This is a genomic window from Zwartia vadi (assembly GCF_030410375.1).
In the GTDB taxonomy this organism is placed as follows: domain Bacteria; phylum Pseudomonadota; class Gammaproteobacteria; order Burkholderiales; family Burkholderiaceae_B; genus Zwartia; species Zwartia vadi.
The window spans coordinates 1-24,644 of sequence record NZ_JAUHHE010000019.1 but is presented as its reverse complement, the minus strand read 5'-3'; the positions used below and the strand labels follow the sequence as shown (position 1 = coordinate 24,644).

At 51.4% G+C, this 24,644-nt stretch carries 24 protein-coding genes and 1 tRNA gene; 8 read left to right on the top strand and 17 right to left on the bottom strand.

Annotation, left to right across the window (positions count from 1 at the left end):
• Nucleotides 1–97: 97 nt before the first annotated feature.
• From QWY27_RS14150 to QWY27_RS14125, 6 genes are read left to right on the top strand one after another with little or no spacing between them, the layout of a single operon-like run.
• Nucleotides 98–1,732 (top strand): ABC transporter substrate-binding protein, encoded by a 1,635-nt coding sequence (locus tag QWY27_RS14150; protein ID WP_290199070.1) that lies wholly within the window; start codon nt 98–100, stop codon nt 1,730–1,732.
• Nucleotides 1,733–1,782: 50 nt separating this feature from the next.
• Entirely contained in the window at nt 1,783–2,757 is a 975-nt protein-coding gene (locus QWY27_RS14145; protein WP_290199069.1) for an ABC transporter permease, read from the top strand.
• A complete protein-coding gene (locus tag QWY27_RS14140; RefSeq protein WP_290199068.1) occupies nt 2,757–3,659 on the top strand; it encodes an ABC transporter permease in 903 nt (300 codons plus the stop codon). The genes QWY27_RS14145 and QWY27_RS14140 overlap by 1 nt, the downstream gene beginning before the upstream one ends.
• The gene (locus tag QWY27_RS14135) at nt 3,656–4,651 is read left to right on the top strand and encodes an ABC transporter ATP-binding protein (protein WP_290199067.1); all 996 of its coding nucleotides are present in this window, start codon (nt 3,656–3,658) and stop codon (nt 4,649–4,651) included. The genes QWY27_RS14140 and QWY27_RS14135 overlap by 4 nt, the downstream gene beginning before the upstream one ends.
• On the top strand, nt 4,597–5,628 hold the full coding sequence (locus QWY27_RS14130) for an ABC transporter ATP-binding protein (RefSeq protein ID WP_435433489.1): 1,032 nt from the start codon (nt 4,597–4,599) through the stop codon (nt 5,626–5,628). The genes QWY27_RS14135 and QWY27_RS14130 overlap by 55 nt, the downstream gene beginning before the upstream one ends.
• A gap of 17 nt (nt 5,629–5,645) precedes the next feature.
• Nucleotides 5,646–6,611, top strand: a complete 966-nt coding sequence (locus QWY27_RS14125) for a M14 family metallopeptidase (protein ID WP_290199065.1) — start codon at nt 5,646–5,648, stop codon at nt 6,609–6,611.
• A 91-nt stretch (nt 6,612–6,702) separates the two neighbouring features.
• Here the strand turns inward: QWY27_RS14125 and QWY27_RS14120 are convergent, their stop codons facing one another.
• Entirely contained in the window at nt 6,703–7,683 is a 981-nt protein-coding gene (locus QWY27_RS14120; RefSeq protein ID WP_290199064.1) for a Bug family tripartite tricarboxylate transporter substrate binding protein, read from the bottom strand.
• 22 nt (nt 7,684–7,705) lie between these two features.
• The gene (gene trhO / locus QWY27_RS14115; RefSeq protein WP_290199063.1) at nt 7,706–8,650 is read right to left on the bottom strand and encodes an oxygen-dependent tRNA uridine(34) hydroxylase TrhO; all 945 of its coding nucleotides are present in this window, start codon (nt 8,648–8,650) and stop codon (nt 7,706–7,708) included.
• 199 nt (nt 8,651–8,849) lie between these two features.
• Here trhO and QWY27_RS14110 point away from each other — a divergent pair, with 199 nt between their 5' ends.
• Together QWY27_RS14110 and QWY27_RS14105 are read left to right on the top strand one after the other, a co-directional pair.
• Nucleotides 8,850–9,809, top strand: a complete 960-nt coding sequence (locus tag QWY27_RS14110; protein ID WP_290199062.1) for a Bug family tripartite tricarboxylate transporter substrate binding protein — start codon at nt 8,850–8,852, stop codon at nt 9,807–9,809.
• A gap of 15 nt (nt 9,810–9,824) precedes the next feature.
• Nucleotides 9,825–10,202, top strand: a complete 378-nt coding sequence (locus tag QWY27_RS14105) for a cupin domain-containing protein (protein ID WP_290199061.1) — start codon at nt 9,825–9,827, stop codon at nt 10,200–10,202.
• Between the two features lie 52 nt (nt 10,203–10,254).
• On the opposite strand, the gene QWY27_RS14100 is transcribed toward QWY27_RS14105, so the two are convergent.
• From QWY27_RS14100 to QWY27_RS14030, 15 genes are all read right to left on the bottom strand, one after another.
• A complete protein-coding gene (locus QWY27_RS14100; protein ID WP_290199060.1) occupies nt 10,255–10,425 on the bottom strand; it encodes a hypothetical protein in 171 nt (56 codons plus the stop codon).
• 12 nt (nt 10,426–10,437) lie between these two features.
• The gene (locus QWY27_RS14095; protein ID WP_290199059.1) at nt 10,438–11,511 is read right to left on the bottom strand and encodes a YeeE/YedE thiosulfate transporter family protein; all 1,074 of its coding nucleotides are present in this window, start codon (nt 11,509–11,511) and stop codon (nt 10,438–10,440) included.
• Nucleotides 11,512–11,535: 24 nt separating this feature from the next.
• Complete coding sequence (locus tag QWY27_RS14090) at nt 11,536–12,471, bottom strand: sulfurtransferase (RefSeq protein ID WP_290199058.1); 936 nt, start codon at nt 12,469–12,471, stop codon at nt 11,536–11,538.
• Nucleotides 12,472–12,606: 135 nt separating this feature from the next.
• Complete coding sequence (locus QWY27_RS14085; protein ID WP_290199057.1) at nt 12,607–13,314, bottom strand: SDR family NAD(P)-dependent oxidoreductase; 708 nt, start codon at nt 13,312–13,314, stop codon at nt 12,607–12,609.
• Nucleotides 13,307–13,612: a Na+/H+ antiporter subunit G gene (locus QWY27_RS14080; RefSeq protein ID WP_290199056.1), complete on the bottom strand. Its 306-nt coding sequence runs from the start codon at nt 13,610–13,612 to the stop codon at nt 13,307–13,309. Before QWY27_RS14080 ends, QWY27_RS14085 begins: the two co-directional genes overlap by 8 nt.
• 15 nt (nt 13,613–13,627) lie before the next feature.
• Nucleotides 13,628–13,897 (bottom strand): K+/H+ antiporter subunit F, encoded by a 270-nt coding sequence (locus QWY27_RS14075; protein ID WP_290199055.1) that lies wholly within the window; start codon nt 13,895–13,897, stop codon nt 13,628–13,630.
• A complete protein-coding gene (locus tag QWY27_RS14070) occupies nt 13,891–14,379 on the bottom strand; it encodes a Na+/H+ antiporter subunit E (protein WP_290199054.1) in 489 nt (162 codons plus the stop codon). Before QWY27_RS14070 ends, QWY27_RS14075 begins: the two co-directional genes overlap by 7 nt.
• Entirely contained in the window at nt 14,379–15,917 is a 1,539-nt protein-coding gene (locus tag QWY27_RS14065) for a monovalent cation/H+ antiporter subunit D (RefSeq protein WP_290199053.1), read from the bottom strand. The genes QWY27_RS14070 and QWY27_RS14065 overlap by 1 nt, the downstream gene beginning before the upstream one ends.
• Nucleotides 15,914–16,267 carry a Na+/H+ antiporter subunit C gene (locus tag QWY27_RS14060; RefSeq protein ID WP_290199052.1) on the bottom strand — a complete coding sequence of 118 codons (354 nt, stop codon included), beginning with the start codon at nt 16,265–16,267 and terminating at the stop codon, nt 15,914–15,916. Before QWY27_RS14060 ends, QWY27_RS14065 begins: the two co-directional genes overlap by 4 nt.
• Nucleotides 16,267–19,047, bottom strand: coding sequence for a monovalent cation/H+ antiporter subunit A (locus QWY27_RS14055; RefSeq protein ID WP_290199051.1), 2,781 nt, complete (start codon nt 19,045–19,047; stop codon nt 16,267–16,269). The genes QWY27_RS14060 and QWY27_RS14055 overlap by 1 nt, the downstream gene beginning before the upstream one ends.
• Before the next feature lie 127 nt (nt 19,048–19,174).
• Nucleotides 19,175–19,597 carry a YchJ family protein gene (locus tag QWY27_RS14050; RefSeq protein ID WP_290199050.1) on the bottom strand — a complete coding sequence of 141 codons (423 nt, stop codon included), beginning with the start codon at nt 19,595–19,597 and terminating at the stop codon, nt 19,175–19,177.
• Nucleotides 19,590–20,285: an SIMPL domain-containing protein gene (locus QWY27_RS14045; protein WP_290199049.1), complete on the bottom strand. Its 696-nt coding sequence runs from the start codon at nt 20,283–20,285 to the stop codon at nt 19,590–19,592. Before QWY27_RS14045 ends, QWY27_RS14050 begins: the two co-directional genes overlap by 8 nt.
• On the bottom strand, nt 20,282–21,487 hold the full coding sequence (locus QWY27_RS14040; RefSeq protein ID WP_290199048.1) for a pyridoxal phosphate-dependent aminotransferase: 1,206 nt from the start codon (nt 21,485–21,487) through the stop codon (nt 20,282–20,284). The genes QWY27_RS14045 and QWY27_RS14040 overlap by 4 nt, the downstream gene beginning before the upstream one ends.
• Nucleotides 21,488–21,599: 112 nt before the next feature.
• Nucleotides 21,600–21,678, bottom strand: a tRNA-Ile gene (locus QWY27_RS14035).
• Between the two features lie 92 nt (nt 21,679–21,770).
• The coding region (locus QWY27_RS14030; RefSeq protein WP_290199047.1) for a VCBS domain-containing protein at nt 21,771–24,644 on the bottom strand (2,874 nt) is incomplete at its 5' end.

The window sequence follows — 24,644 nt, the reverse complement described above, 5'->3', positions numbered from 1 at the left end:
TAGTTAGATAGTGAAAACCACTAGTGAATCATGTTGTCTGGATACTGTTCAACCGCTATATTGAACGGCGTTACCACTTTGATCTGGGATCTTTGTCATGACTGCATCAAAATCGCAAAAATTTAGTATGAATCCGGTTCGCCGGTTGTTGGTGGGTGCATCACTGGCGGCTTCTGTGGCGTTGACAACAGCTTGGCCGACAGTTTCCTTTTCTCAGGAAGTCAAGGATCTGGTCGTTGCGCTCTCGACACCGGTTACGACTGTAGATCCCCACTTTCACAATCTGACACCGAATAATGGTATGGCCGCGCATGTTTTCGAGACGCTGGTCAAAACGGATTCCGCACTTAAAACCTACCCCGGCCTGGCAGAGTCTTGGAAAGCCATTTCCCCCACAGAGTGGGAATTCAAACTGCGCAAAGATGTGAAATGGCACAACGGCGAGCCTTTCACCGCCGAAGATGTGATTGCGACGATCAAGCGCATCCCCAATGTTCCCAACAGTCCTGCCTCGTTTGCCGTCTTTGTTCGCGCAATCAAGGACATGAAAATCATTGATCCGTACACCATTCGTTTTACGACGGCTGAACCCTACCCTCTTTTGCCTGCCGACATGGTGTCCGTTGCCATCGTCCCCAAGTCAATTGCAGAAAATGCCAAAACCGAGGACTTTAACTCTGGTAAAGCCATGATCGGGACAGGGCCTTTCCGCTTCCAGGAATACGTTTCTGGTGACCGCGTGGTGTTGACAAGAAACAAAGACTATTACGGTCAACAACCTGACTGGGACAAAGTCACTTTCCGCATCATTACCAGCGCACCAGCTCGCGTGGCGGCCCTACTTTCCGGAGATGTGCACATGATTGAGGGTGTGCCTACTTCTGATGCTGCCAAACTCAAAAAAGATAACCGTGTAGAAGTGTCAAATGCGGTGTCCAATCGAATGATCTATCTGCACATGGATAGCAATCGAAAAACGAACTCTCCTTTCATCACGACAGCCGATGGCAAACCAATGGAAGCAAATCCATTGACTGATGCCCGCGTTCGCCGTGCACTGAGCAAAATGATCGATCGTAATGCGATCGTGTCTCGCGTCATGGAAGGTCAGGCTATTCCTGCTGGTCAGCTGTTGGACGAGGCATTTTTCGGCACCAGCAAAAAGCTCAAGCCCGATGCCTATGATCCTGCAGGCGCGAAAAAACTGTTGGCTGAGGCCGGTTATCCTAACGGCTTTGGTGTGACGCTTCACTCGCCAAACAACCGATACATCAACGACGGTGCGACGGCTCAAGCTGTTGCGCAGTTCCTGACGCGAAATGGCATTCCAACCAAAGTCGATACAATGCCCTCCAACATCTTCTTTTCAAGAGCCAGCAAGATGGAATTTTCTTTCATTCTTGCCGGATGGGGTGCGGCATCTGGTGACACGTCCTCACCTCTGCGTGCCTTGCTTGCGACGAACGATCCTAAGAAAGGCATGGGAGGTGCGAACCGTGGTCGTTTCTCAAGTCCCGAGCTTGACGAACTGATCGCCAAGGCGATTGTGATTATTGATGACAATCAGCGCGATGCCGCACTTGCAGCTGCAAGTGAAAAAGCCATCGAACTGATGGGCTTGATTCCCCTTCACTATGAGGTGAGCACCTGGGCCTCTCGCAAGGGGATCCAGTACGGCGGTCGCGCGGACCAATACACACTCGCGCACTTCACCAAGCGCGCACCTAAGTAACGATATTTTTTCGTTTAAAGATGACCTCACCAACTAAGGACGTGTAACCAGTGACCGCTTTTATTCTTCGTCGTTTGGCTCAGTCCTTGTTGGTGTTGTTTATCACGTCAATTTTGGTTTTTGGTGGTCTGTATCTGGTGGGGGATCCCGTCGAGATCCTCGTTCACCCTGAAGCCGATCAAATTGAAAAAGAACGTGCACGGGTCGCACTCGGACTGGATAAGCCCGTCGTCGAACAGTATTTCATCTTTCTAAAAGGTGCAGTCACCGGCAATCTCGGCAACTCTTTTGTCTACGCACGTCCGGCGCTGGACATTATTTTCGAGAGAATGCCTGCCACCATGGAGTTGGCAGTTTTAGCCATGGTGATATCGGTCTGTCTCGGAATCCCGCTTGGTCTGTACGCAGGGCTCAGGCCCAACTCACCTTTTTCCAGATTGATCATGACAAGTTCGATCGTTGGTTTTTCATTACCAACCTTCTGGGTCGGATTGTTATTGATTATGCTTTTTGCGGTGCACCTCGGCTGGCTGCCCTCCACTGGCAGAGGTCCCACCACGGATGTTTTTGGGCTCCAACTTTCCATTTTCAGTTGGGAGGGGCTGAAATACGCCTTCTTGCCGGCTCTGAACCTCGCCCTCCTCAAACTGGCCTTGATCATTCGCCTGACGCGTGCGCAAACTCGCGAGCAAAGTCTTCTGGACTACATTAAATTCGCGCGTGCCAAAGGCCTCAAATCCACACGCGTGGTCGGTGTGCATTTGTTAAAGAACATCCTGATTCCCCTTGTCACGGTTATCGGTTTAGAGCTTGGCTCTGTCATTGCCTATGCCATCGTGACCGAGACTATTTTTGCCTGGCCTGGCATGGGCAAACTTGTGATTGACTCGATTTTCCAGTTGGATCGTCCCGTTGTGGTGGCTTACCTGCTAGTGGTGGTCGCCATGTACATCATTATTAATCTGGTGGTTGATATTCTTTATTCTCTTCTCGACCCACGCGTACGTATTGCGGAGCAACACTGATGAGCGCAACCATTACACCGGTCGCCAAGGTGCAAACGCCCTTTAAGCGTCTCTGCACTCAATTCGCGGAAAGTCCTGTCGCCATGGTCGGGCTCGTCATGTTGGTTGTGGTGATGTTCACAGCCCTGTTTGCGCCGTGGATTTCCCCTCAAAACCCTTATGATCTGGCTTCCCTGGATCTGATGGATGCGCGGCTGGCCCCTGGAGAAAAGGGCCTGAATGGGCAAACCTATCTGCTTGGCACGGATGGCCAGGGTCGCGATATGGTGTCAGCCATTTTTTATGGTTTGCGGGTGTCACTGTATGTCGGTCTGACCAGCGGCATCATCGCGCTGGTAATCGGTAGCGTACTCGGTGTGCTGGCAGCCCATTTAGGCGGTCGTTTCGAGCAGGTCATCATGCGCCTGGTCGATATACAGCTGGGTTTTCCAGCAATCCTAGTCGCTCTGGTCTTACTTGCCGTACTTGGAAAAGGTGTCGACAAGATCATCATTGCACTGGTCAGTGTCCAATGGGCGTATTACGCCAGGACTGCACGTTCGGCTGCGCTAGTCGAGCGAGGCAAAGAGTATGTCGAAGCGGCAAGATCGCTTGGTCTGAAAGGCTCGCGCATCGTCTTGAGGCATCTACTGCCAAATGCAATGGCCCCTCTCATCGTGGTGGGAACAGTCCAGGTCGCTCATGCCATCGCACTCGAGGCGACCTTGTCATTTTTAGGGCTGGGACTGCCAGCGACTGAGCCATCGCTCGGCTTGCTCATTTCCAATGGCTACGAATACCTCCTGTCAGGCAAATACTGGATCAGCGTCTATCCGGGGATCGCCTTGCTCTTGACGATTTTGGCGATCAACTTGGTTGGTGACCAAATGCGTGACATTTTGAATCCGAGGTTGTCACGATGAGCGCATTGCTAACTGTCAAAGGACTACGCACCGAATTCCTGACGCGCGATGGCATTTTGCCCGCCGTGGCGGATGTTTCGCTTGAGCTCAAGCGCGGTGAAGTGCTTGGTTTAGTCGGTGAATCCGGTTCTGGTAAATCGGTGACTGGCTTTTCCATCATGGGGCTGGTGGATGCGCCCGGAAAAATTGCAGCCGGAAGTATTATTTTTGATGGCCAAGAACTTGTTGGCGCTGACGAAGAAACGCTTAGACGCCTGCGTGGTCGTCGAATCGCGATGATCTTCCAGGATCCGATGATGACCCTCAATCCTGTCCTGACTGTTGAGACGCAGATGATTGAGACCGTCTTGACACACGAGACCATGAGCCGTGCGCTCGCGCGGGAGCGTTGCGTCGAGGTGTTAGGCAAGGTCGGGATTGCCTCACCGAGCGAGCGTCTGAGCCAATATCCGCACCAGTTTTCGGGTGGCATGCGTCAACGCGTTGCGATCGCAATTGCGATGTTGCATAAACCCGATCTGATCATTGCCGACGAACCCACCACCGCTCTCGATGTGACGGTGCAAGGACAGATTTTGTACGAAATGCAGCAACTCGTCAGCCAGTCCGGCACGGCCCTCATCTGGATTACGCACGATCTCGCTGTGGTTGCGGGCTTGGCCGACAAGATCGCCGTGATGTATGCCGGTCGGATCGTTGAGTATGGTACGGCTGATGATGTCCTGAGTGATCCCACGCATCCATACACCCGTGGCTTGCTAGATTCAGTGCCTGCGACAACAACACCAGGACAACGTCTGCGACAAATCCCCGGCTCCGCGCCATCGATCATGCAGCTTGGCGCGGGTTGCGCCTTTGAGGCGCGCTGCACACGTGCATTGCCAGCCTGTTCACGCATGCCCGACATGGCCGTGATCGGATCGCGCAGCACCCGCTGTTGGAATCCCATCGTTCAGCAGCCTTCCACGGCGTCAACGGAGAGCTTAGCGTGACCGAATTATTAGCTTTTGATCGAGTCTCAAAACGTTTCGGCAAAAAACTCGATGTTTTTGAAAAAATTGCTCGCGTCTTTGGCTCGAAAGTACAGGAACAAACTGTTCACGCTGTCGATAACGTTTCATTCAGCATCCATCAGGGCGAGGTAGTGGGTCTAGTGGGTGAGTCGGGCTGTGGAAAATCAACACTTGGTCGTCTTGGTTGTGGACTGCATACACCTAGCGAAGGAACTGTTCGCTATCGGGGTCAACCACTTGAGAGTGAAGGTGGGGTTCGCCGTCCTGTGCAGCTGATTTTTCAGGACCCCTTCGCGTCGCTCAATCCGCGCATGCGCGTGATCGACATTGTTGGAGAGGCGCCGCGCGTGCATGGTTTAGTGGATAGCGCGCAGCAGCGTGACTATACTGCCGCCCTCTTAAAGCGCGTCGGGCTCGATCCTTCCTATATGCAACGCTATCCCCACCAGTTTTCAGGCGGACAGCGGGCTCGAATCGGTATTGCCAGAGCCCTGGCGGTCAAGCCTGAGTTTCTTGTCTGTGACGAGGCTGTTGCCGCGCTTGATGTGTCCATTCAGGCTCAAGTACTCAATCTTTTTATGGATTTGCGTGACGAGCTCGGACTGACCTATCTGTTTATCAGCCACGATTTGGGTGTCGTGCGTCATCTGTCAAACCGCGTAGTCGTCATGTATCTTGGTCGTGTGGCGGAAATTGCGCCCACCGAAGAATTGTTCGCTGAGCCGAACCATCCTTACACGCAAGCTTTATTGCAAGAAATTCCGCGTATCGATCGCAAACATCGCAGCTTTGTACCCATCCGCGGTGAGATCCCCTCTCCTCTTTCCCCGCCCTCTGGCTGCCATTTTCATCCCCGATGCCCCAAGGCGATGCCTCGCTGCTCAGTTGAAGCACCAGCCTTGAGGGAAATCAGTGCTGGTCGCTATTCAGCGTGCCACCTGAATGATTCCAACTAAATACAAAAAGTAACAATATGAAACAACCCTATCCGATCGAAATCCAGGCGCCTGATATCAGTGCCTGGGAAACCTCCAACACGGGTGTGCCTTACGTCTGGAGCTTTGACTCCGGACGCCCAGGGCCCCATGTCATGGTTCAGGCGCTGACTCACGGTAACGAATTTTGTGGCGCGATCGCTGTTGACTGGTTTTTGCGTCAACAAGTCAAACCCAACGTCGGTCGACTCACGATCGCGTTTGCCAACACCTTGGCCTACTCACGCTGGGATCCTGAAAATCCTAGCGCCAGCCGCTATGTGGACGAGGATTTCAATCGCGTCTGGGGCGATGATGTCTTGTTTGGCTCGCGTGACTCCGCCGAGCTTCGGCGCGCACGCATCCTTCAACCATTTGTGGATGCAGCGGATTACCTTCTAGACATTCACTCGATGTCTGAGCCGTGTGCACCCATCATGGTGTGTGGCGCAACGGGCCAGGGTGGTGAAAAGAGCGCGGCGCTCTCTAAGCGTGTCGGTTTGCCCGAATATCTGTTGATCGATACGGGTCACCCTGCCGGACTGCGCATGATTGAACGAGGTGGTTTTGGCAAGCCTAACGATCCTCGCACCGGTTTGCTAATAGAGTGTGGACAACATTGGGAAAAATCGGCAGCTGATGTGGCCAATGACACACTTCTCAGATTTTTACGTCTGTTTAATATGGTGGATGATGCGTTTGTTCAACCGGCTTTGAGATTGCCTGTTTCGAGCAAACAGCGCATTGTTCGTGTCACCGAAGCGGTCGTGGCTAAATCCACTGGATTTCGCTTTAACAAGGATTACAAAGGCTTGGAAGTCGTCCCTAAAAAAGGCGATATTGTTGCGACAGATGGTGAGCACACCATTCGCGTGCCTTATGACAATACTGTTCTAGTGATGCCTTCAACTTCAAACGTTAAAGTTGGTTCAACAACTGTTCGTTTTGGTCAGTTTGAAGACTAAGTTTTAATCCGTAAATCAATAAAAAATGGGGCGATACTTTTTGGTATCGCCCCATTATCTTTTCCCGCTTCTGGAACAGGAAAATAGCAGATTAATTATCAATCTTGATGTTACGGTCCTTGATGATTTTGCTCCAGGTGGCAGACTCTTTAGCGATGTATTTTGCCAAATCTTCGCGGGTACCGGGTTCCAGGGTCAACCCATGAGAATGCAAAGCCGCAGTGACCTCTTTGTCTGTGATCACTTTCACGATCTCCTGATTCCAGCGATCCAAAATAGCGGGCGGTGTTTTTGAGGAGGCAACAAAGGCATACCAGTTTCTTGCGTCAAACCCTGGATAGCCCGACTCAGCAATGGTGGGAATATCAGGAAAAATATCGGCACGGGTATCGCTAGTCACAGCCAATGGAATCAACTTGCCAGAGCGAATATGCGGCGCTGCGGAAGGCAATGCAGAATAATAGACCGTCACGCGATTACCGATCACGTCTACCGTTGCCGCACCACCGCCCTTATAAGGTACGTGGACAATATCAACGCCTGCTCGCTGGTTGAACAACTCACCTTGCAAATGTGAAGCGGCACCCGCACCTGTCGATGCATAGGTCAACTTACCGGGCTCTTTTTTAGCGCGATCGACCAGATCTTTCAACGTCTTAATGCCCGACTCGGGTGAGACGAGCAAAACGTTTGGAAAGCTGCCGCCCATAGCGAGCGGCGCCAAATCCTTGACGGGGTCATAAGGGATTTTCATCAAGTGTGAAGCGATCGACAAGGGGCCAATCGATCCAAGCAAAATCACCGAGCCATCTGATGGGCCATTAGCTACCATGCTGGTCACGATATTGCCGCCCGCACCAGGTTTGTTATCGACAACGATTTTTTGACCAATATTTTCGGAAAGCTTTTTCCCGATAATCCGAGCAGCGATATCATTGGCTCCGCCTGGAGGGAAACCGACGTACAGGGTTACAGCCTTGGAGGGCGGAAATTCTTGAGCAAGTGCGGCACTGCTGAGGCAGCTCAAAAGTACGACGCTTGTCAGTGCCGTCAATGTTTGTTTGATATTCATTGAGATCTCAGGGTAAAAATGATTAATGATGCGGAGGTATCTTAGCGCCAATATGAAGCTGACGCCGGGCCTTGGCCAATTCGTATTGTTTTTGACGCTCGCGCGCCCGGCGTTTTTGATCCTCATCGGACTTGCTAAAACAGCGGGGACAACTCACGCCTTTTTCAAACTCCGGTGACTGCATCGCGCCGTCAGGCAAAGGATCGCGACAATTATGACAAAGCTGCCGACCCGAACGTCTCAGATAATGATCAACGGAGACTCGATCGTCAAATACAAAGCACTCGCCATTCCACTGGCTTTGCTCAGGCGGAATTTCCTCCAAATACTTGAGAATTCCGCCCTCCAAGTGATAGACCTCGTCAAAGCCTTTGGTGCGCATCAAAGCAGTTGATTTTTCACAGCGGATTCCGCCCGTACAAAACATCGCGACCTTGGGTTTTTTACCCGTTTTCGCCTCAAGAACCGCCGCTTCATCCACCCATTTCACAAGCTCGGAAAAGGTCTTGATGTGGGGGTCAATCGCACCAGCAAAAGTTCCTAGCTCAACCTCGTAGTCATTACGGGTATCAATGAGCACGACTTCGGGGTCACTAATTAAGGCATTCCAGTCCTGAGGTTTCACGTAGGTCCCCGCCATATGGATTGGGCTGATACCGGGCACACCCATCGTGACAATTTCTTTTTTTAATCTGACCTTCATCCGGTGAAATGGCGGTAGATCGGACCAGGACTCTTTGTGTTGCAAGGCAGCGAACTTTGTATCAGCACGCAAATAGTTCAAGACAGCCCGAACATCATTGGGCGCACCCGCGATCGTGCTGTTGATACCCTCTCGCGCCAATAAGATCATGCCTTTGACGTTATGCTGCTCGCAAAAGTCTAATAGAGGCTGACGTCTTTCTTTGAAATCAGGCAAGTCTACGAACAAGTAGAACGCAGCTGTTAAATATTGAAGTGTGGACATACTGTAATTGTGCCTTTTTGACAGACTTGCGTAAAGTCAACGTAATAGTCGCTGCTATAGTCGGCGCTACAACAACAACCTACAAGTCCACCCTGAAAAATCAAGTGCCAGCTAAGGGAAGATACTCACTTTTTGGGTGCCTGAGCGCGCATGACCTATGCTAAAAACTCATTACTATTTTTAATGGGATATGAACCGCATGAAGAAGCTACAAACCATTCTTGGTATCGCTGCCCTTACTCTCTCAGCAAGTGTATTTGCCCAAGCCTACCCCAACAAGCCCATCACGCTCGTGATTCCTTTCGCGGCAGGTAGCGGTACGGATGGTGTGGCGCGCAATGTGGCACAAAAACTATCCGAACGCCTCAAGCAGCCTGTTGTCGTCGAAAACAAGGCGGGAGCAAGCGCCCAGATTGCGGCCCAATACGTCGCGAAAGCTGCACCAGACGGCTACACACTCTTCATGACAACCAATACCTCGCACTCCGCGAATCCCTGGATGTTTAAAACACTCAGCTACGATCCTATCAAAGACTTCACACCAATTGCCCGTGTCGGTGAACTCCCATTCGCGATGGCGATCAATCCCAAACTGCCGGTTAATAACCTGCAGGAATTTATCGACTACGCAAAAAAGAACCCCGGCAAACTCTCCTACGCTACGCCAAACAGCACCTCCATGGTTGCCATGGAAACTATCAAGCGTATCGCCGGACTGGACATCGTAGGGATCCCTTATAAAGCAAGTCCTCAAGCCATGACAGACCTCATTTCAGGTCAGGTCCAAGTTTATGTCGTGGACTTGGGTTCCGGTATGGGTGCGCTGAAATCCGACCGCGTACGGACGCTTGCTGTGACAACGGCCAAAGGCTCTCAAAGCTTTCCCTCCGTGCCATCGATTGCAAGTACGGTCAAGGGCTTTGATTTGACATCTTGGAATGGCATCTTTGGCCCGGCAAATCTCCCCCGCCCCATCGTCGACAAGCTGAATACCGAGCTTCAAGCGGTTTTCGCTGATAAAGATTTTCAACAAAAACTTGCCGCGACGGGCTTTGAGCTTGACCCCACCAAAACTCCTGAGGAGTTTTCCAAGTACGTGGAATTTCAGCTTAAGCACTGGGGTGAAATGCTCCGTGGCGCCGGCGTCAAACCCGAATAAGGACGAATGCGCATCATGGCATCAAAATATTTGATCAAAGAAGCAAATGTCCAGCCTTACTCGCCTGCGAACCATCATGAGACGAGCAATCGTCGGCTGATTGGTGCTGACAATGTCGGCGCTAAGCACATCGAAGTCGTGCTCGGTACGATTGCGCGCGGTGGTGGTGCTTTGCCACATGCACATCCGGGACTCGAGCAGGTTTGCTATCTGCTTGCAGGCTCGGCCCATGTTGAGGTCGATGGCGAAGCTTTTGAGATGGAGCCAGGCGACACATGTTTTTTTCCTGCGGACAAGATGCATGTCTTTTCAGTCACAAGCCACGAGCCCGCTCGTGTTTTGGTGATGTATGGCCCACCCTACGGCGAGCATCCTGACCGGGTCAGACGTTAAGGATCAATTTCTTGATCGAGAAGCAGCCGTCAGTCAAACACTGGCGGCTGTTTTATTTTGAAACAGCGCAATGACCACCGCTAGAGGGCTTACCCGAGCCAGCTGCAATTAAAGGAGGCTCATTACGCAAATCAACGGGCGGAGAAACTACCGTATCCCAGACGAGAAAAGAGATCAATCCCGCCCAAAAAATCGCCTGATATTTTCTTGTTGATTGGATCATGTTCATGGATCCTTAAAATTGGTAATGACGGCGGATACGCACACCGATGAGCGTACCGGCAAACGCTAAAGGCACCCAGATCCAGCCATGCACACTACCTGTAGAAATACCGCTGAGCATTGCACCAATATTGCAGCCAAAAGCCAGTCGTGAGCTGTATCCCATCAGAAAACCAGCGATCAAACCCACCATCCATTGTTTGGCAGTCAAAGGCTTGCTGTCAGAGGATGCACGTGCAGAAATCCACAACGCCCCTCCTAAAATACCAATGTTTGTAATGGACGTAATATCCATCAACACCATTTCATTCAGTCGCTGGGCGTTACCGGCCTGACTCCAGAAAGCATTCGCTGCAGGATCAAACCATCCGGCTGCGTGCACGATTTTGGCTGCCCACAGCCCAAAGCCATACACGACCCCCCAAGGCTGACCGGCAATAATCAAATTCAGCGCAGCAAGAACTGCGAGAGCCAAGGCGCCGATGAGCCATTTACGATCCCACCAGGTCCGTCCTTTACCTACCCACAACCTGACAGCCAAAGCCATGATTGCGAGACCGATCAACGTGATCAAAATGGCTTGAACACTGCCAAACTCGGTGACCAAACCAATCGGCGCGATCTGACCGAGTTTGAGCCAGTCTCCCACCTGTACAGAGCCCAAAAAACTACCCAGTGCAAAAAGCGGCAAAATTCCCATGTTGAGAGGGATACCAAGCCCAGCCTTGTATAAAGTCCCCGACCCACAGCCATCGGCAATCTGCATCGTCAAGCCGAACACGAAGGCACCGACCAACAAGCTAATGCTAGGTGGGCCCAACGCGGCAGTCAGTTCAGAGTACTGTCCCAACAATGTCAAAGAAAATATCGACGCCAAGGCGAGCAGCACAAGCTGTCCCGTGACCCCCCTTGGGTCCCGATGCTCGATCAGCTGACGCCACCCCGTCGTAAAACCAAAACGGGCACCCGCCAGCGCTGCCCCCATGCCTATGCCCACTGCAAATAGCACCGCCTGACGGATAGAAACAGTCCAGGCAAGAAATACAAAAAAAAGCAGTAATAACAGACTTAAGGGCAGACGTTTCATTTCAATTGAATGCTTGTTAAATACTTATTTGCTAGCCAGCCACAATTGGGCATCGATGTACAACTGCTTTAAGCGGTTGGGAACATTATCCATCGGCAAAGCGCCATCCGCTTGCGTCCAGTCAACCATCGATCCGGCGTAGAGTTTGACGTTTTGCTGTCCGACCAATTCAGATAAAACAAACCAGTTGGTCGCGGCCCAGTGCCCGGTATTACAAAAAGACACAGTATCCTGATCCGTTTTCACCGAGGTCGAAGCGACAAGCTTTTTAGCCTCGCTTGCAGTAACAACGTTCGAGCTGTTAGGCTCAAACCACTTTGAGTGCTCAACGTTCACTGCGCCTTTCAAGGTACCTGGCACCTTGGCAGCTGCGTGTCGCGTCGAACCGTCAAAGAATGCAACCGGACGCGCATCCACAAGCTGGGCTTTTCCGGCCTGAACTTTAGCCACAACCTCTTCACGCGTGGCGATCATGTCTTGGTTAATGGTTGGCACAAATGAACTGGTTGAGACAGTCGCGGGTTTGTTGTCCAAAGCAAAGCCTGCAGCCTGCCAAGATTTGAGACCGCCATTCAGGACTGACAGTTTTTGAAGACCCAGAACCTTGAGTGTCCAGTACACGCGGGCAGCTGCGCCAAAATCAGTCTCATCTTTGCCGGAAGACGTCACAATCACGTGTGTATCAGGAGTCAACCCCAGACGCTGTACCAGTTTGGTCAAATTGGCCAGTGATGGCAGCTCGCCAGGATTGCTTGCCGGACCCCGCCACGTTCCATACGGAGCATTCAAAGATCCGGGAATATGACCAGCGGCATAGGATTTAGGGTCGCGAATATCGAGGATGACGGTGTTGGGCACCGATAAGCCTGCTTGAACAGCCTGAGCAGACAGTAACGGTTCGGTCGCGTTCGCGCTGAGCGAAAACAACAAACCTAGAAAAAAAGTAACTATTTTCTTCATGACAGTGACAGCCTGTAAAAGATCAACGAGGATGTCATTGTGCGCTGTGATTCCTTGATGACGAAGTACATATTTCCTATCTACATATAACAAAATCATATATAGAATTGAAAAATAGTCGCTTTGGCAAATTAACTACCAAGGAATAGACTGACCTTTGTAATCGATAAAATATGCACCCCTATGATCTAAATCCTCTAAACCAAGCGAATCCAGAGCCTGCAATAACCCACTTACCGACTCCTGGGGAGATAAAGCCTGATCTTGATTGACAAAAGGTAATGTCAAACGTGATTGAACAGTCCCCGGCTGCAGGGCAGCGATCACGATTTTTGGATTTTTGCGTGCCCACTCAATCGCAGCTGTTTGTAAAAACATATTCAAGGCAGCCTTGGAGGCGCGATATCCGTACCAACCCCCTTTCTGATTGTCAGCAATACTACCGACTCGTGCAGAAAGTTTGGCGTAAATGGCACGCCCTGTGCACAACAAAGGCAAAAAGTGCTTTAACAGCAAAGCAGGACCGATTGAGTTGACCTGAAAACTTCGCATCAAACGCTGAGCTTCCAAGGCGCCCATATGTTTTTCAGGGCCCACTCCATCAATGATGAGTGCCCCAGTGGCATCAATGATGAGTGAAAATCGGCCTTTGCCGGAAAGTTCAGCGGCAATAGCCGCCATGCTCGACTCAGACTCGAGCGAGAAGTCTGGGTACCGCGTGCGAGATATCTCAACGACTTCTGCACAGTTTGGATCGTGAGCCAAGCGCTCAACAAATCCAGCACCTATCGCACCCGTTGAGCCAATCACGAGCGCTCGATAACCCTTTCCAAGACTATTCATTCGGCAAACGCGCTTTTGATTTGAGTTTGAGCCTTAATGCCGCTTGAGAAAGCAAATGCGCACTGACTGGGGCCGTGACAAACACAAATAACGTGATGATCAGTTCGTGTATCAGCAAGCCATCCTTGAAAGCGTAAGCCATTGAAGCAAGCAACACGCCACCGACCCCCAAGGTTGAAGCCTTGGTTGGCGCATGCAATCGCATAAAAAACTCGGGCAACCTCACCAAGCCAATGGAGCCGACAAGGATAAAAAAGGCACCGACCAGTAAAAGTAAAGAAGTTACGATTTCAAACATGTTGATCCCCCGCTCTCAGTCCATGACATCGCCGCGCGCAATAAAGCGAGCAAGTGCGACAGTTGCGACAAATCCGATCAAGGCAATCAGCAAGGCCGCTTCGAAATAAATCGAACTGCCGTCGTAGATACCAAGGACAATGAGTAACGCGACCGCATTCACGTAAAGCGTATCAAGTGCGAGAATTCTGTCTGGTGCATCGGGCCCTTTGATCAGCCGATAAAGAGTGAGCGCCATCGATAGTCCGATTGCGACCAAAGCGATTTTGATTGAAATCTCTAGCATCCGAAAATCTCCAAAAGAGGTTTTTCGTACCGTTGTTTAATATCTGAAACTAGTGCATCCGTATCGCTGCAATCCAGCGCATGAACGATGAGAACTTTATTGTCTTTGGATAAATCCGATGAGACCGTTCCGGGTGTCATCGTGATGATGCTTGCCAGCAGGGAAATAGACATAGGTTGAGTCAACGTTAACGGTACCTCAACAAAGGCCGGTCTCAACCGCTCAGGGGGCCCGAGAACTAGACGCGCAACAGCCACATTCGCAACAACAATATCGTAAGTCACGACCATCACCAATCGAAGTGCGGCAAGCGGTTGACGAACGTGTGGGAGTCCCGCAAGAAAGGGGCGACAAAGCAAAGGAATGCCCCATGCCAGAAAGAGGGCCAACACAATATGCGCGACAGATAATTCAGCAGCGAGCAATAGCCACACTGCTACAAGCAATAACGACAGAACGGGATAAGGAAGCCAGGCTTTCACTATTTTGTCTCCCTTGGCAGTGCACGCGGTGCGCGATCTGTCGTTTGACCAATCACGGCATCAATGTATTGTCCAGGATGTCGAAGTTGTTGAGCCGTCGCATCGGTATAGCGCTTAAGCGGTGCGGCATAGATCACCATCATCACGCTGCATGCCAGTAATCCTAAAAATGGCAGCCACTGTAGGCGCGAAGGGGCAATCGCCTGAGGAGAGACTTCATGCGAGGTTTTCCAAAAGATCATGCTACCCGCCCGAGAAAGCGCAATCAGCACAAACAGACTTGAGAGCAAAATCACGCCCCACACCCACGCGACATAAGCACTGTCAGTCGTACTTTTCAAAATCATGAGCTTGGCAAGAAACCCGGAAGAAAACGGAAGACCCGCAACAACCACCGCACCTGCCAAAAATACAATCCCCAACGTGACGGGCTTTAATAGCATCGGCCCGGAATGGAGTTGATCCTGGGCTTCTCCTCGAGCCTGGCCAACCATTTCTGCCAGCAAGAAGAGTGCCGACATGATCAACGTACTGTGTAATAAGTAAAACAAGCCGCCCGAAAGTCCAGGCATACCGCCGGCTGAAAAGGCTATCAAAATCGTACCGACCGACCCGATGGTCAGATAGGCGAACAACTCAAGTAAGCGCTTTGCGGCCAAAGCGCCTAAGGCAGCAAGGACCAATGTGGCGAGTGCCAAAGGTAATAACCAAGGCGCGGTCAAATCTGCACCAGCTCCCTGCGCGCCAGAAAAAATGAGCGTTGTAAAACGCAAAATCGCGTACACACCGACTTTGGTCATAATGGCGAACAAAGCCGCCACGGGCGCTGAGGCGCTCGAATATGCCGCAGGCAACCAGAAGTACAGTGGAAAAAGTGCTGCTTTGACGCCAAACACACCGAGCAACATCAAACCAGCCGAGCGGATCAGCGCAATATCCTCCGGAGCAGATTGCGCGACAACCTCGGCTAAATGCGCCATATTCAACGTGCCTGTCACGCTGTACAACAAACTCACGGCAATCAAAAAAACTGCCGAACCTGTCAGATTGATCGCAACATAATGCACAGAAGCACGCAAACGTCTTTCACCAAAGCCATACATCAGCAAACAATAAGAAGCAATCAGCAGTACTTCGAAAAATACGAATAAGTTGAACAAATCACCCGTTAAAAATGCCCCATTGATACCCATTAATTGAAACTGAAACAGCGCGTGAAAATATTTGCCTCGCGTATCCCACGCATGTATGGCGTAAATCAAGGCCGCAAGTGCAACGATGGCAGTGAGCAACACCAGCATCCCGGAAAGGCGATCGAGCACCAATACAATACCGAACGGTGCCACCCAGTCACTCAGCGCATAGGTCTGAAAAGCGCCGGTCTCCGCATCCAGGAACAAAGAAATACAAACGACTAGCAATAACAACGTTGAAGCAACGCTCAACAGACGGGTTACGCCAAGCTGTCTGCCACAAAATAACAATAAAGCCGCAGTGATCGCCGGCAGAATAATTGGCAATACAAGAAGATGATTCATGTACGCTTCCCTTCTTGGGGGGATTCGGACTCCCGACCATCAACGTGATCCGACTTTGTCTCATGGCGTGTCCTGAGTGCCAGTTCAACAATGAATCCGGTCATTCCAAAACCGATCACAATCGCCGTTAACACCAAGGCCTGCGGAATTGGATCGGCATACGAAATCGCCTGATCCGTGATAACAGGTGGACGGGCTGAAACCAGTCGCCCCATCGCGAAAATGAACAGATTTACGGCATAGCCCAAAAGAGACAAGCCAAGCACGACGGAAAACGTCCTTCCGCGCAAAATCAGATAAATGCCGCACGCAGTCACAATTCCCAGTGCGGAAGAAAGGAGAATTTCCATTATTGAGCGACTCCTGCAACAGGCTCTGGACGCTGACTCGCTCCAGACAATGCGGAAATTGTCAGCAGTGTTGCGCCAACAACCGTCAAAAACACCCCTAGGTCGAAGGCCGCCGCACTCGCTAACGGAACCTCCCCGATCAAGGGTAAAGCCGGGTGACCAAAAGTGCTCGTCAAAAATGCTGAGCCAAAAACAAAACTACCCAGACCTGTGAGACCAGCTATCAATACCCCACTTCCAATCAACTTTGGAAACTCGATACGAAGCGTTTTTGAAGTCGCCAACAAACCACCCGCCATGTATTGCATCACCAACGCGACCGAAGTAATCAAGCCCGCGATGAAGCCTCCTCCTGGCAAGTTATGTCCGCGCAGGAAGATATAGACACTCACGAGCAAGGCAAAAGGCAGCAAAATGCGTGCGGCAACCGACAGCATCACGGAGTTGAGCACTGCCGGTGAAAGTTTGCGCTCCATACTCAATCCGTCCATGAGGCTTAACGCACCGATCGCGGCAATACCCAGAACGGTGATCTCACCAAACGTATCAAAACCCCGGAAGTCGACCAGGATCACGTTCACAACGTTTGAACCACCTCCCCGTCCAACGCTTTCAGCCAAGTAGTACCAGGCAATCGAATCAAGCGGACGCGTTAAAACCGCCCACATGAGGGCGGTAACACCCGCACCAGCCAAAACCGACAGAGCAATATCGCGACCGCGTCGCGACAAGCTGGATTCTTTGGGACCGTGCAGCGGCAACAGCGCCAGAGCCATGAGCATCAACGCAGTGCTCACCACCTCGACAGACAATTGCGTCAATGCCAAGTCGGGTGCAGAAAAGTAGGCAAAAGTCAGCGCTGTCGATAAGCCAACCACGCCAACCAAGATGACTGCAATCAGACGCTGCCGATGAAAAGCCGCAGTCGCGATGGCGCCAACCACTGCAATCACCCAGACGATGACGGCAATCGGATTGGCATCTGTGAGCGGTGCATCACCTGTGCTGTACCCATACTTTAAGAATGGCCAAGTACCCAGCACAATCACGCTGGCAATCAGCAAAGCCAGATAGCGCTGCAAGGATCCATTTTCCAGACGGGCAGTCAAGCCGCGCGCAATACTCAGCACCGTCTCGATCAGATGAACAAACACGCGATTGCCATTGAATGCTTTAGGCGCGATGAGATGTAGATTGAAGCGGTTTTGCAGGAGCCAGAACATCACCACTCCACCGAATAATGCAATTGCGCTCATCAACAAGGGCATGTTGAAGCCATGCCAAATCGCAATCGTGTAGTGTGGAATTGGTCCGCCGAACACATCCACAGCAGCGATAAACACCAGCGGAGCAACTGTCAGCCCAGGTAACACCCCAACCAGGATGCACAAGACGACAAGAAGCTCGACTGGAACTTTCATGAATCGAGGCGGTTCGTGCGGCGTATGGGGCAAATCAGTCGCGGTGCCGTTAAAGAAAACGTTGTGAACAAAGCGCGCTGAATACGCAACGCTGAACACACCTCCCAAGGTGACAACCACGGGAGCCACAGTACCAAACCAACCTAAATGCGATAAGGCAAGGGACTCGACAAAGAACATTTCCTTGGACAGGAAGCCATTAAACAGCGGTACGCCCGCCATTGAAGCTGCCGCAACCATCGCCAAGGTAGCTGTGTAGGGCATGAATTTAAATAAACCACGCAAGCGGCGCATATCCCGGGTGCCGCATTCATGATCAATAATGCCGGCCACCATAAACAGCGATGCTTTGAATGTAGCGTGATTGATAATATGAAATACAGCAGCCGCTGCGGAAAGAGGCGAGCTCAGACCGATTAGAAAAATAATCAATCCTAAATGGCTAATCGTTGAATACGCTAACAGACCCTTGAGGTCATGTTTAAAAATGGCCACGTAGGCGGCAAAGGCCATGGTTGTCAAACCCACGACCGAGACAATGATCTCAAAATCGTAGGTGCCACCCAACACCGGATACAGACGGGCCAGCATGAACACGCCCGCCTTCACCATCGTTGCGGAGTGCAGATAAGCGGAGACGGGCGTCGGTGCCGCCATCGCCTGGGGGAGCCAAAAGTGAAAGGGAAACTGTGCAGACTTGGTGAATGCACCCAACAAAATCAGAAGCAAGATCGGCATGTATAGAGGGCTTGACTGAACAACCTCGCGTGCCGCGAAAATCTGTGTCAGCTCGAAGCTGCCGGCAACATGACCCAGCAAGAGAAATCCTGCCAGCATGGCCAAACCACCCCCACCCGTCACAGTCAATGCCATGCGCGCACCGCGTCGAGACTCCGACTTGTGATTCCAGTAACCAATCAACAAGAATGAGGACAGGGAGGTCAACTCCCAGAAAACAAAGGTCAACAAAATATTTTCTGTCAGCACGATGCCAAGCATCGCAGCCATGAACATCATCAGTAACGCGTAAAACTTGCCAATGGAGTCAGTCTCGGCAAGATAGTATTTAGCATAGAGAATAATCAGCAGGCCAATGCAGAGAATGAGCAGAGTAAAAAGAAAGCCCAGACCATCTAGCCTGAAAGCGAAGTTGATACCCAGCTCTGGCATCCAGGGAATGCTGGAAACGATGTTTTGGCCACTGAAAACAGTGTCACTGAAACCGAGTAGTAACCCTAGGCTGCAAAAGGTAACCGCCGCGACAGCCAAGGCCGAGGCAAGTCGACTGATCCGCGCAGCGAGCAGTGCAAGCGTTGTCCCGGCGAGCAGTGGCAACAGAATGATCGTCAGTAGTGTCATAACATTAAAGTCACTGTTGTGGCGTTGAATGTGAATAGACAAGCAGCGGGACTGTCCAAGAAGAACACACCTGCGTGCGAGCTCGCCTACTGCGACCCGCATCATAACAAAGTCTTAGCGCACGAGACTATTTATCCTCTTGCGCCGAATGATAAAACCAGCGATTGCGCTTTCGTTCAAACACACTCCTCTCGTGTAATCTCGTGGCTCGGCCGTTCAGTCGATAGCGCGCGACAAATTCAACGACAGCATGGTCTGCATCGAGCGTTTTTTTGGATTTGATCTCCAACCCAAGCCATTGAGCCTGCGCCTCAAACTCCACAGATTGCGGACGCTGGTCTGGACTCCAGGTATCGAGCAAATAACGTTCGCGCTCAAGAACAAAAGCACAATAGCGAGAACGCATCAAGCTCTCTGGATCCGGCGCGGGTTGCGTCTCAAAGAAATCGAGATACTGGCCGCAGCATTTTTCAAAAGACAATGTCCGAGCGGCGACCTTGCGTCCGCAAGGACAAGCATCGCTGGGATGCAGGGATCGGACCTCAGTCAAAAGTCACTTTTCCCGTGACATCAACTGTGACTTGCACGAGGCCGGGTTCAAACGAAAATTTGATGGCTTCGGCTGCAGGTGCGGACATCGGAGCCGCACTGCGCATCAGCAATGGAGCCTGAACTGCGCCCAGCCCATTGAAATCCAAACTGTTGATCTTGTAGTTTGAATAGCCAAATGCCGAAGCAGCGGCCTGAGCACGCGCGCGAAACGCCTGCGCCACCTCTTGCAATAAAGCCTGCTCTTCTTTTCTGCGTAATGTAGATGAAAGTGAAAACTGAACACTGGAAAGCGCGAGTTGCGTCCCGAGCACGCCTGCAGCACTCTGCGCCGCAGCCAAATCAGTCGAAGTCAAAACCAACTCTGCGCGTCCGCGCCACCCATCAGGTCGCCCTTCTTTGTTGTAAGACTGAAAAGTCCGAAAGCTTCCGCTCGACACATTAAATCCCGCCATACCTTTGAGCGATGCTTTTCCCTGCTCAAGTGCATTGGCCAAGATGCGATTCACCTCCGGGGCTGTTTTGCCTGCAGCTTCCTGAGCAAAGACAAGCTTAATCTCATCCTGAAGAACTTGCTTGCTGGCAGAGGCCTGTAATGATGCGGTTACAGGCTGCGCAATCACAGCAAGCCCGGATGACAGAAAAAAAACCGCTAAGGAAGCAAATAGGTTTTGAATCGAGTTCTTCATTTGTTCAAGGCCCCATTTTGACCATACCAGTCTTTAACTGCCGCAACATAACGCTCAACGCCCTCAGAAACGCTTGCAGCCTGCAAGGCCCCATAAGAAAGTCTTTGATAATTCGCTTCTTGTGTATTGGTCAGACCAAAGGCAAAGCCTGGAATGGAGACGACTTTATGGCGCTGAGCCATGGCACGATTAAAGGCCAAAGGATCCTGCCCGCTGGCCAGGCCTGGCATTTTCATCAAAACATAAAACGCACCTTGCGTCTTTGGAAACTGAACCAGGTCGCCAAGCTCAGAAAGCCTCTGATAAACATTCTCTCTAACCGCAGCCAGTGCCTCGACCTTGGGTGCAACCCAGGCCTGGCCGTACTTTAAAACCTCTAAGGCGAGCAACTGTGAAGGGACTGGTGCGCAAATCAGATTTGTATCCTGAACCTTGTTCATGGCATCAAACAAGTCAGCAGGAAAAACCACATACCCTAATCGCCAGCTCGCCATGCCGAAGTTTTTTGACATGGAATAAAACGAAAAGGTATGGTTGCCAGCCCCGGGGAGCGAAGCTGGAGAAAAATGCCTGACACCATCGTAGGTAAAGTACTCGTAGGCCTCGTCACTGAAATGGTAAATCCCATGATCGGCACAAAGTTTGTTGACAGCAGTCAACGACGCCTCTGAATACACCGCACCCGTGGGATTGTTAGGCGAGACAGTCACGATGGCACGTGTACGGGGGGTAATCGCCGCCGCAAGTGCTTCCACATTGAGACTCCAGTCTTCATTGACAGGCACTGACACAGGTACGCAGCCACACATACGGATGGCCATTTCCTGATTGAAATAATAGGGCATCGGCAAAATGAACTCGTCCCCTGGATCGCCGATGGCGAGGACACTGTTCAAAAAGGCCATGTTGCTGCCCGCAGTCACCATCACCAGCGCGTCCGAGCCCAACTGAATATTATTTTCCGTGCTGAGTTTTTGAGCGAGCGCTTCGACCAGACCCGGATGACCCAGAACAGCCTGATACTTGTGGAGCTGGGTGTCACCCATCAAACCAGGAAGTGCGCGGATCGCTTCTTCCGGAGGGCCGTAATTCACTACGCCCTGTCCAAGGGAAATAGTGCCGGGATTGCTGCGGACGAGTTCAGCGATAGCAGGAATGATCGGCACATCAACTGCCATCATTCTGGTGGAAAACCGTTTCATGGGTGGGCCATACAATAAGTTTTTTATAACATGAGGTTATAACAAAAAACTCATGTAATGCCCCAGCTTGAGTCAGTCAAACCGACCTAAGAAATCCTGAAGGGCGCGAATCTGGTGCCCCCCCCGTGAGTCGAACACGGCACCAACGGATTATGAGTCCGCTGCTCTAACCAAGCATGAGCTAGGGGGGCTTTGCGCTTCAATCTCGGCATTATATCCTCAGCCAGAAAAGCACTCCCGAGACGATATCGCCCGAGAATGCACTCTCCTGAAAATAAGGATACTACGGTGTCCAAGACCCGTTATCAGTCAATCTTGGGTCATCCAACACCTCATTGTTAATCATAGGTGGAGCACTCGTATCGGTTAGAGGATTAACGGGCTCCTCGGGCTCGGTTGGTTCACCTGCTGGCTCTGTGCCTGCCACAACCTCAGTCCATGACCCAGCGACAAGCGGCGCAGACAAAGAGCTCGTCAGTGCATAATCATCAGTTGCGACACCATCCGCAGCATTCGACTCGCTCGTGTCGATCATGTAGGTCACCCCACCAAGCTCTAAAAGCATGAATTCCGCCGGGTCAGGACCAGGACCCTGAGCCTGAGCATCAGCCGCTTGCACTAAACCGCTATTATTTTCAAGCGGCTGGAGCTCGGAGACGGGTGTATGAGTCAAGGCAATATCCAAGGACACTGCGTTCAGTGGAGCCTGACCATTTGATACGACCTCCAGGGTGTAGTGAGTAGTGTCGACCATCGAGACAGAAGTCACCGTACCGTTCGAAACCACAAAATCTTCAGTCTCTAAACCTTTCGATTCCCCGCTAGGGTCAACCAACACTTCGCTCATCATCACTGAGAACTGTAGAGTTTGACTTCCAGACTCTGCGTCAGCCATTACATCAGCTGAATCGTGAGACTCAACGTAAGCAGCGGGAGCAAGCAAGGTATAGGGAATACTGACAGGATTGGCGTAAGAGGAAATTGCCGAGCCCAGCGCCCCAAGATGAACACCAACAACGTTGGTCACGTCTGTGACGATTACATTGTCAGACATCCTGAACTCGTACCGTCTGTTAGCGACGTCCTCTGCTGTGAGCGTATGCTTGATCGTCACGGCACCGTCATTGATCACTAGAGAAAGCTCATCCCCCACTTTCCCCTCGACCATATCAAGATTTGCGACAACTGAATAGCCTAGCAGTGATTCCTGCCCATCTTGCGTGGTTGAAACAGTCGCGATTAGAGAAGGCTCATCAGTCGAGATCCCACCGATCATTTGAGTGCCGGTTGTTGTCGCAAAACCGCTATCCTCAAGCAGGTGTGTGACGCCGTCTTTTGTGGTGAATGTCGATTGACCATAAACAATCACATCACCATTCGCAGTCACATACTGCTCACCTGAGGATTCAAGCGACAAACTGACAATTCCCGCCTCATCAAGAGTCTTGAACTCGCCAGCCTGAACAATGCCATCACTATTGGAATCCTGCCAAACACCGAACTTTTCAAAGTGCAAATCGTTAGCATCAAAAACTCCGTCTTGATTACTGTCGTAAACCTTAGCAAGCCCCTCCAAGTCTGTTTCGCCCTCTTGGGTAGAGAAAACAATATTAAGTTTACCGTCCTCGGTTTGAACGGCTAACAAACCGTCGGAGGAATCAACCCAAGCTGTGGAGACAGCAGAGCCATCGTTATCGAAATCGTACGTCACGCCTTCTGAGCGATCGATATAAGTTACGCCGTCTTGGTTAAGGTCGAGGGCAATCGGTTGAATGTACTCAGTGCCCGGAACAATATTAAGAACGTACGGACTACGGCTTGGCTGATTGATTTCAACTAGAGTGCCAGTTAAACCCGCAGCATCATCTCCAGGTTGCTGGTAGATATAGTTTTTTACGTTACCACCGACTTTAATGGTTGTTGCAAAAGTAACAGTTGCGCCTGTACTACCAATATCATTCAAGCTCAAATACTCCACCGCCGCTGCGACACTAGCATTGCTACCTAAAACAACTTGTTTAGATAAATCGGGAGCCGCCCAAAAAGTAACGGTCCCATTTGCAGAAATAGAGTGGGCTCTTATTACTCCATCAGGAGTCGCTAACGTTGAATCAACACCATCAGTTTTACCAACAGTACTAGGTGCACGAACAACGATCACTGGCAACTTTATTTGGTCTGTACCTGCTACAAAATCAGTGATTACATCGAAACCGGATACGGTACCACTCGTCCCGCTGCCACCGAGTAAAAAGGTATCACTAACAATAAAGGTGTCAGCACCTTTACCACCAGTTAAACTGTCTCCGCCAGCAAGGCCATCGATAATATCTGCACTGTTCGTACCTGTAAGCGTATCAGCACTAGAAGTGCCCACGATATTCGCATCAGCCGTACCTGTAATTGTGACAGTGATTGTTTCGCTAGCAGTGCCATCCTTGGACAGGACCGTTAACGTGTCGGTGGCCGTCACACCGGCACCTAACGCCTGAACTGCGGGCTTAGAGTTATCGAGCGTGTACGTCCAAGCACCTGTAGTTGCATTGAAGGTAAAGGCGCCGTAGGTGCCAGCTAAAGCTCCGCTCGCTACAGTTTGGAAAACGTTTTCACCTGTATCCACATCACTCACGTTGAGCGTACCACTCGCGGTATTTGTCGCAGCGTCCTCTGTTAGTGCACCTGTACGAGTGCCGGTAATAGTCGCTCCATCATTCGTGCCCGTCAGCGTGATCGTGATCGTTTGTGTATCACTCGCGCCCTGGCTATCCAACACATTGACCGTAAAGGTCTCGCTCGTCGTGCCCGTGCCCAGCGCTTGCGCTTTCGCATTGTCCAGCGTGTACGTCCACTTGCCCGTGCTATCCACGGACACCGCGCCATAGACGCCCGCATACGACGACGTGCTCCACGTCAAGGCCTGACCTTCGGCGTCTGCCGCGCTTAACTGACCCGTCGCCACCAGCGTGCCGTCCTCGGCCACCGCGCCAACGTCGGTGCCCGTCGTGGCGGTGATGACCGGCGCATCATTCGTGCCCGTCACCGTGATCGTCACGGTCTGGGTGCCGCTCACCGCACCGAAGTCGTCGGTGGCGGTGTACGTGAAGGTGACAGCTCGCGTGTCGCCATCAGCCAGGTCATCAAAGGCGCTTTCCGGATC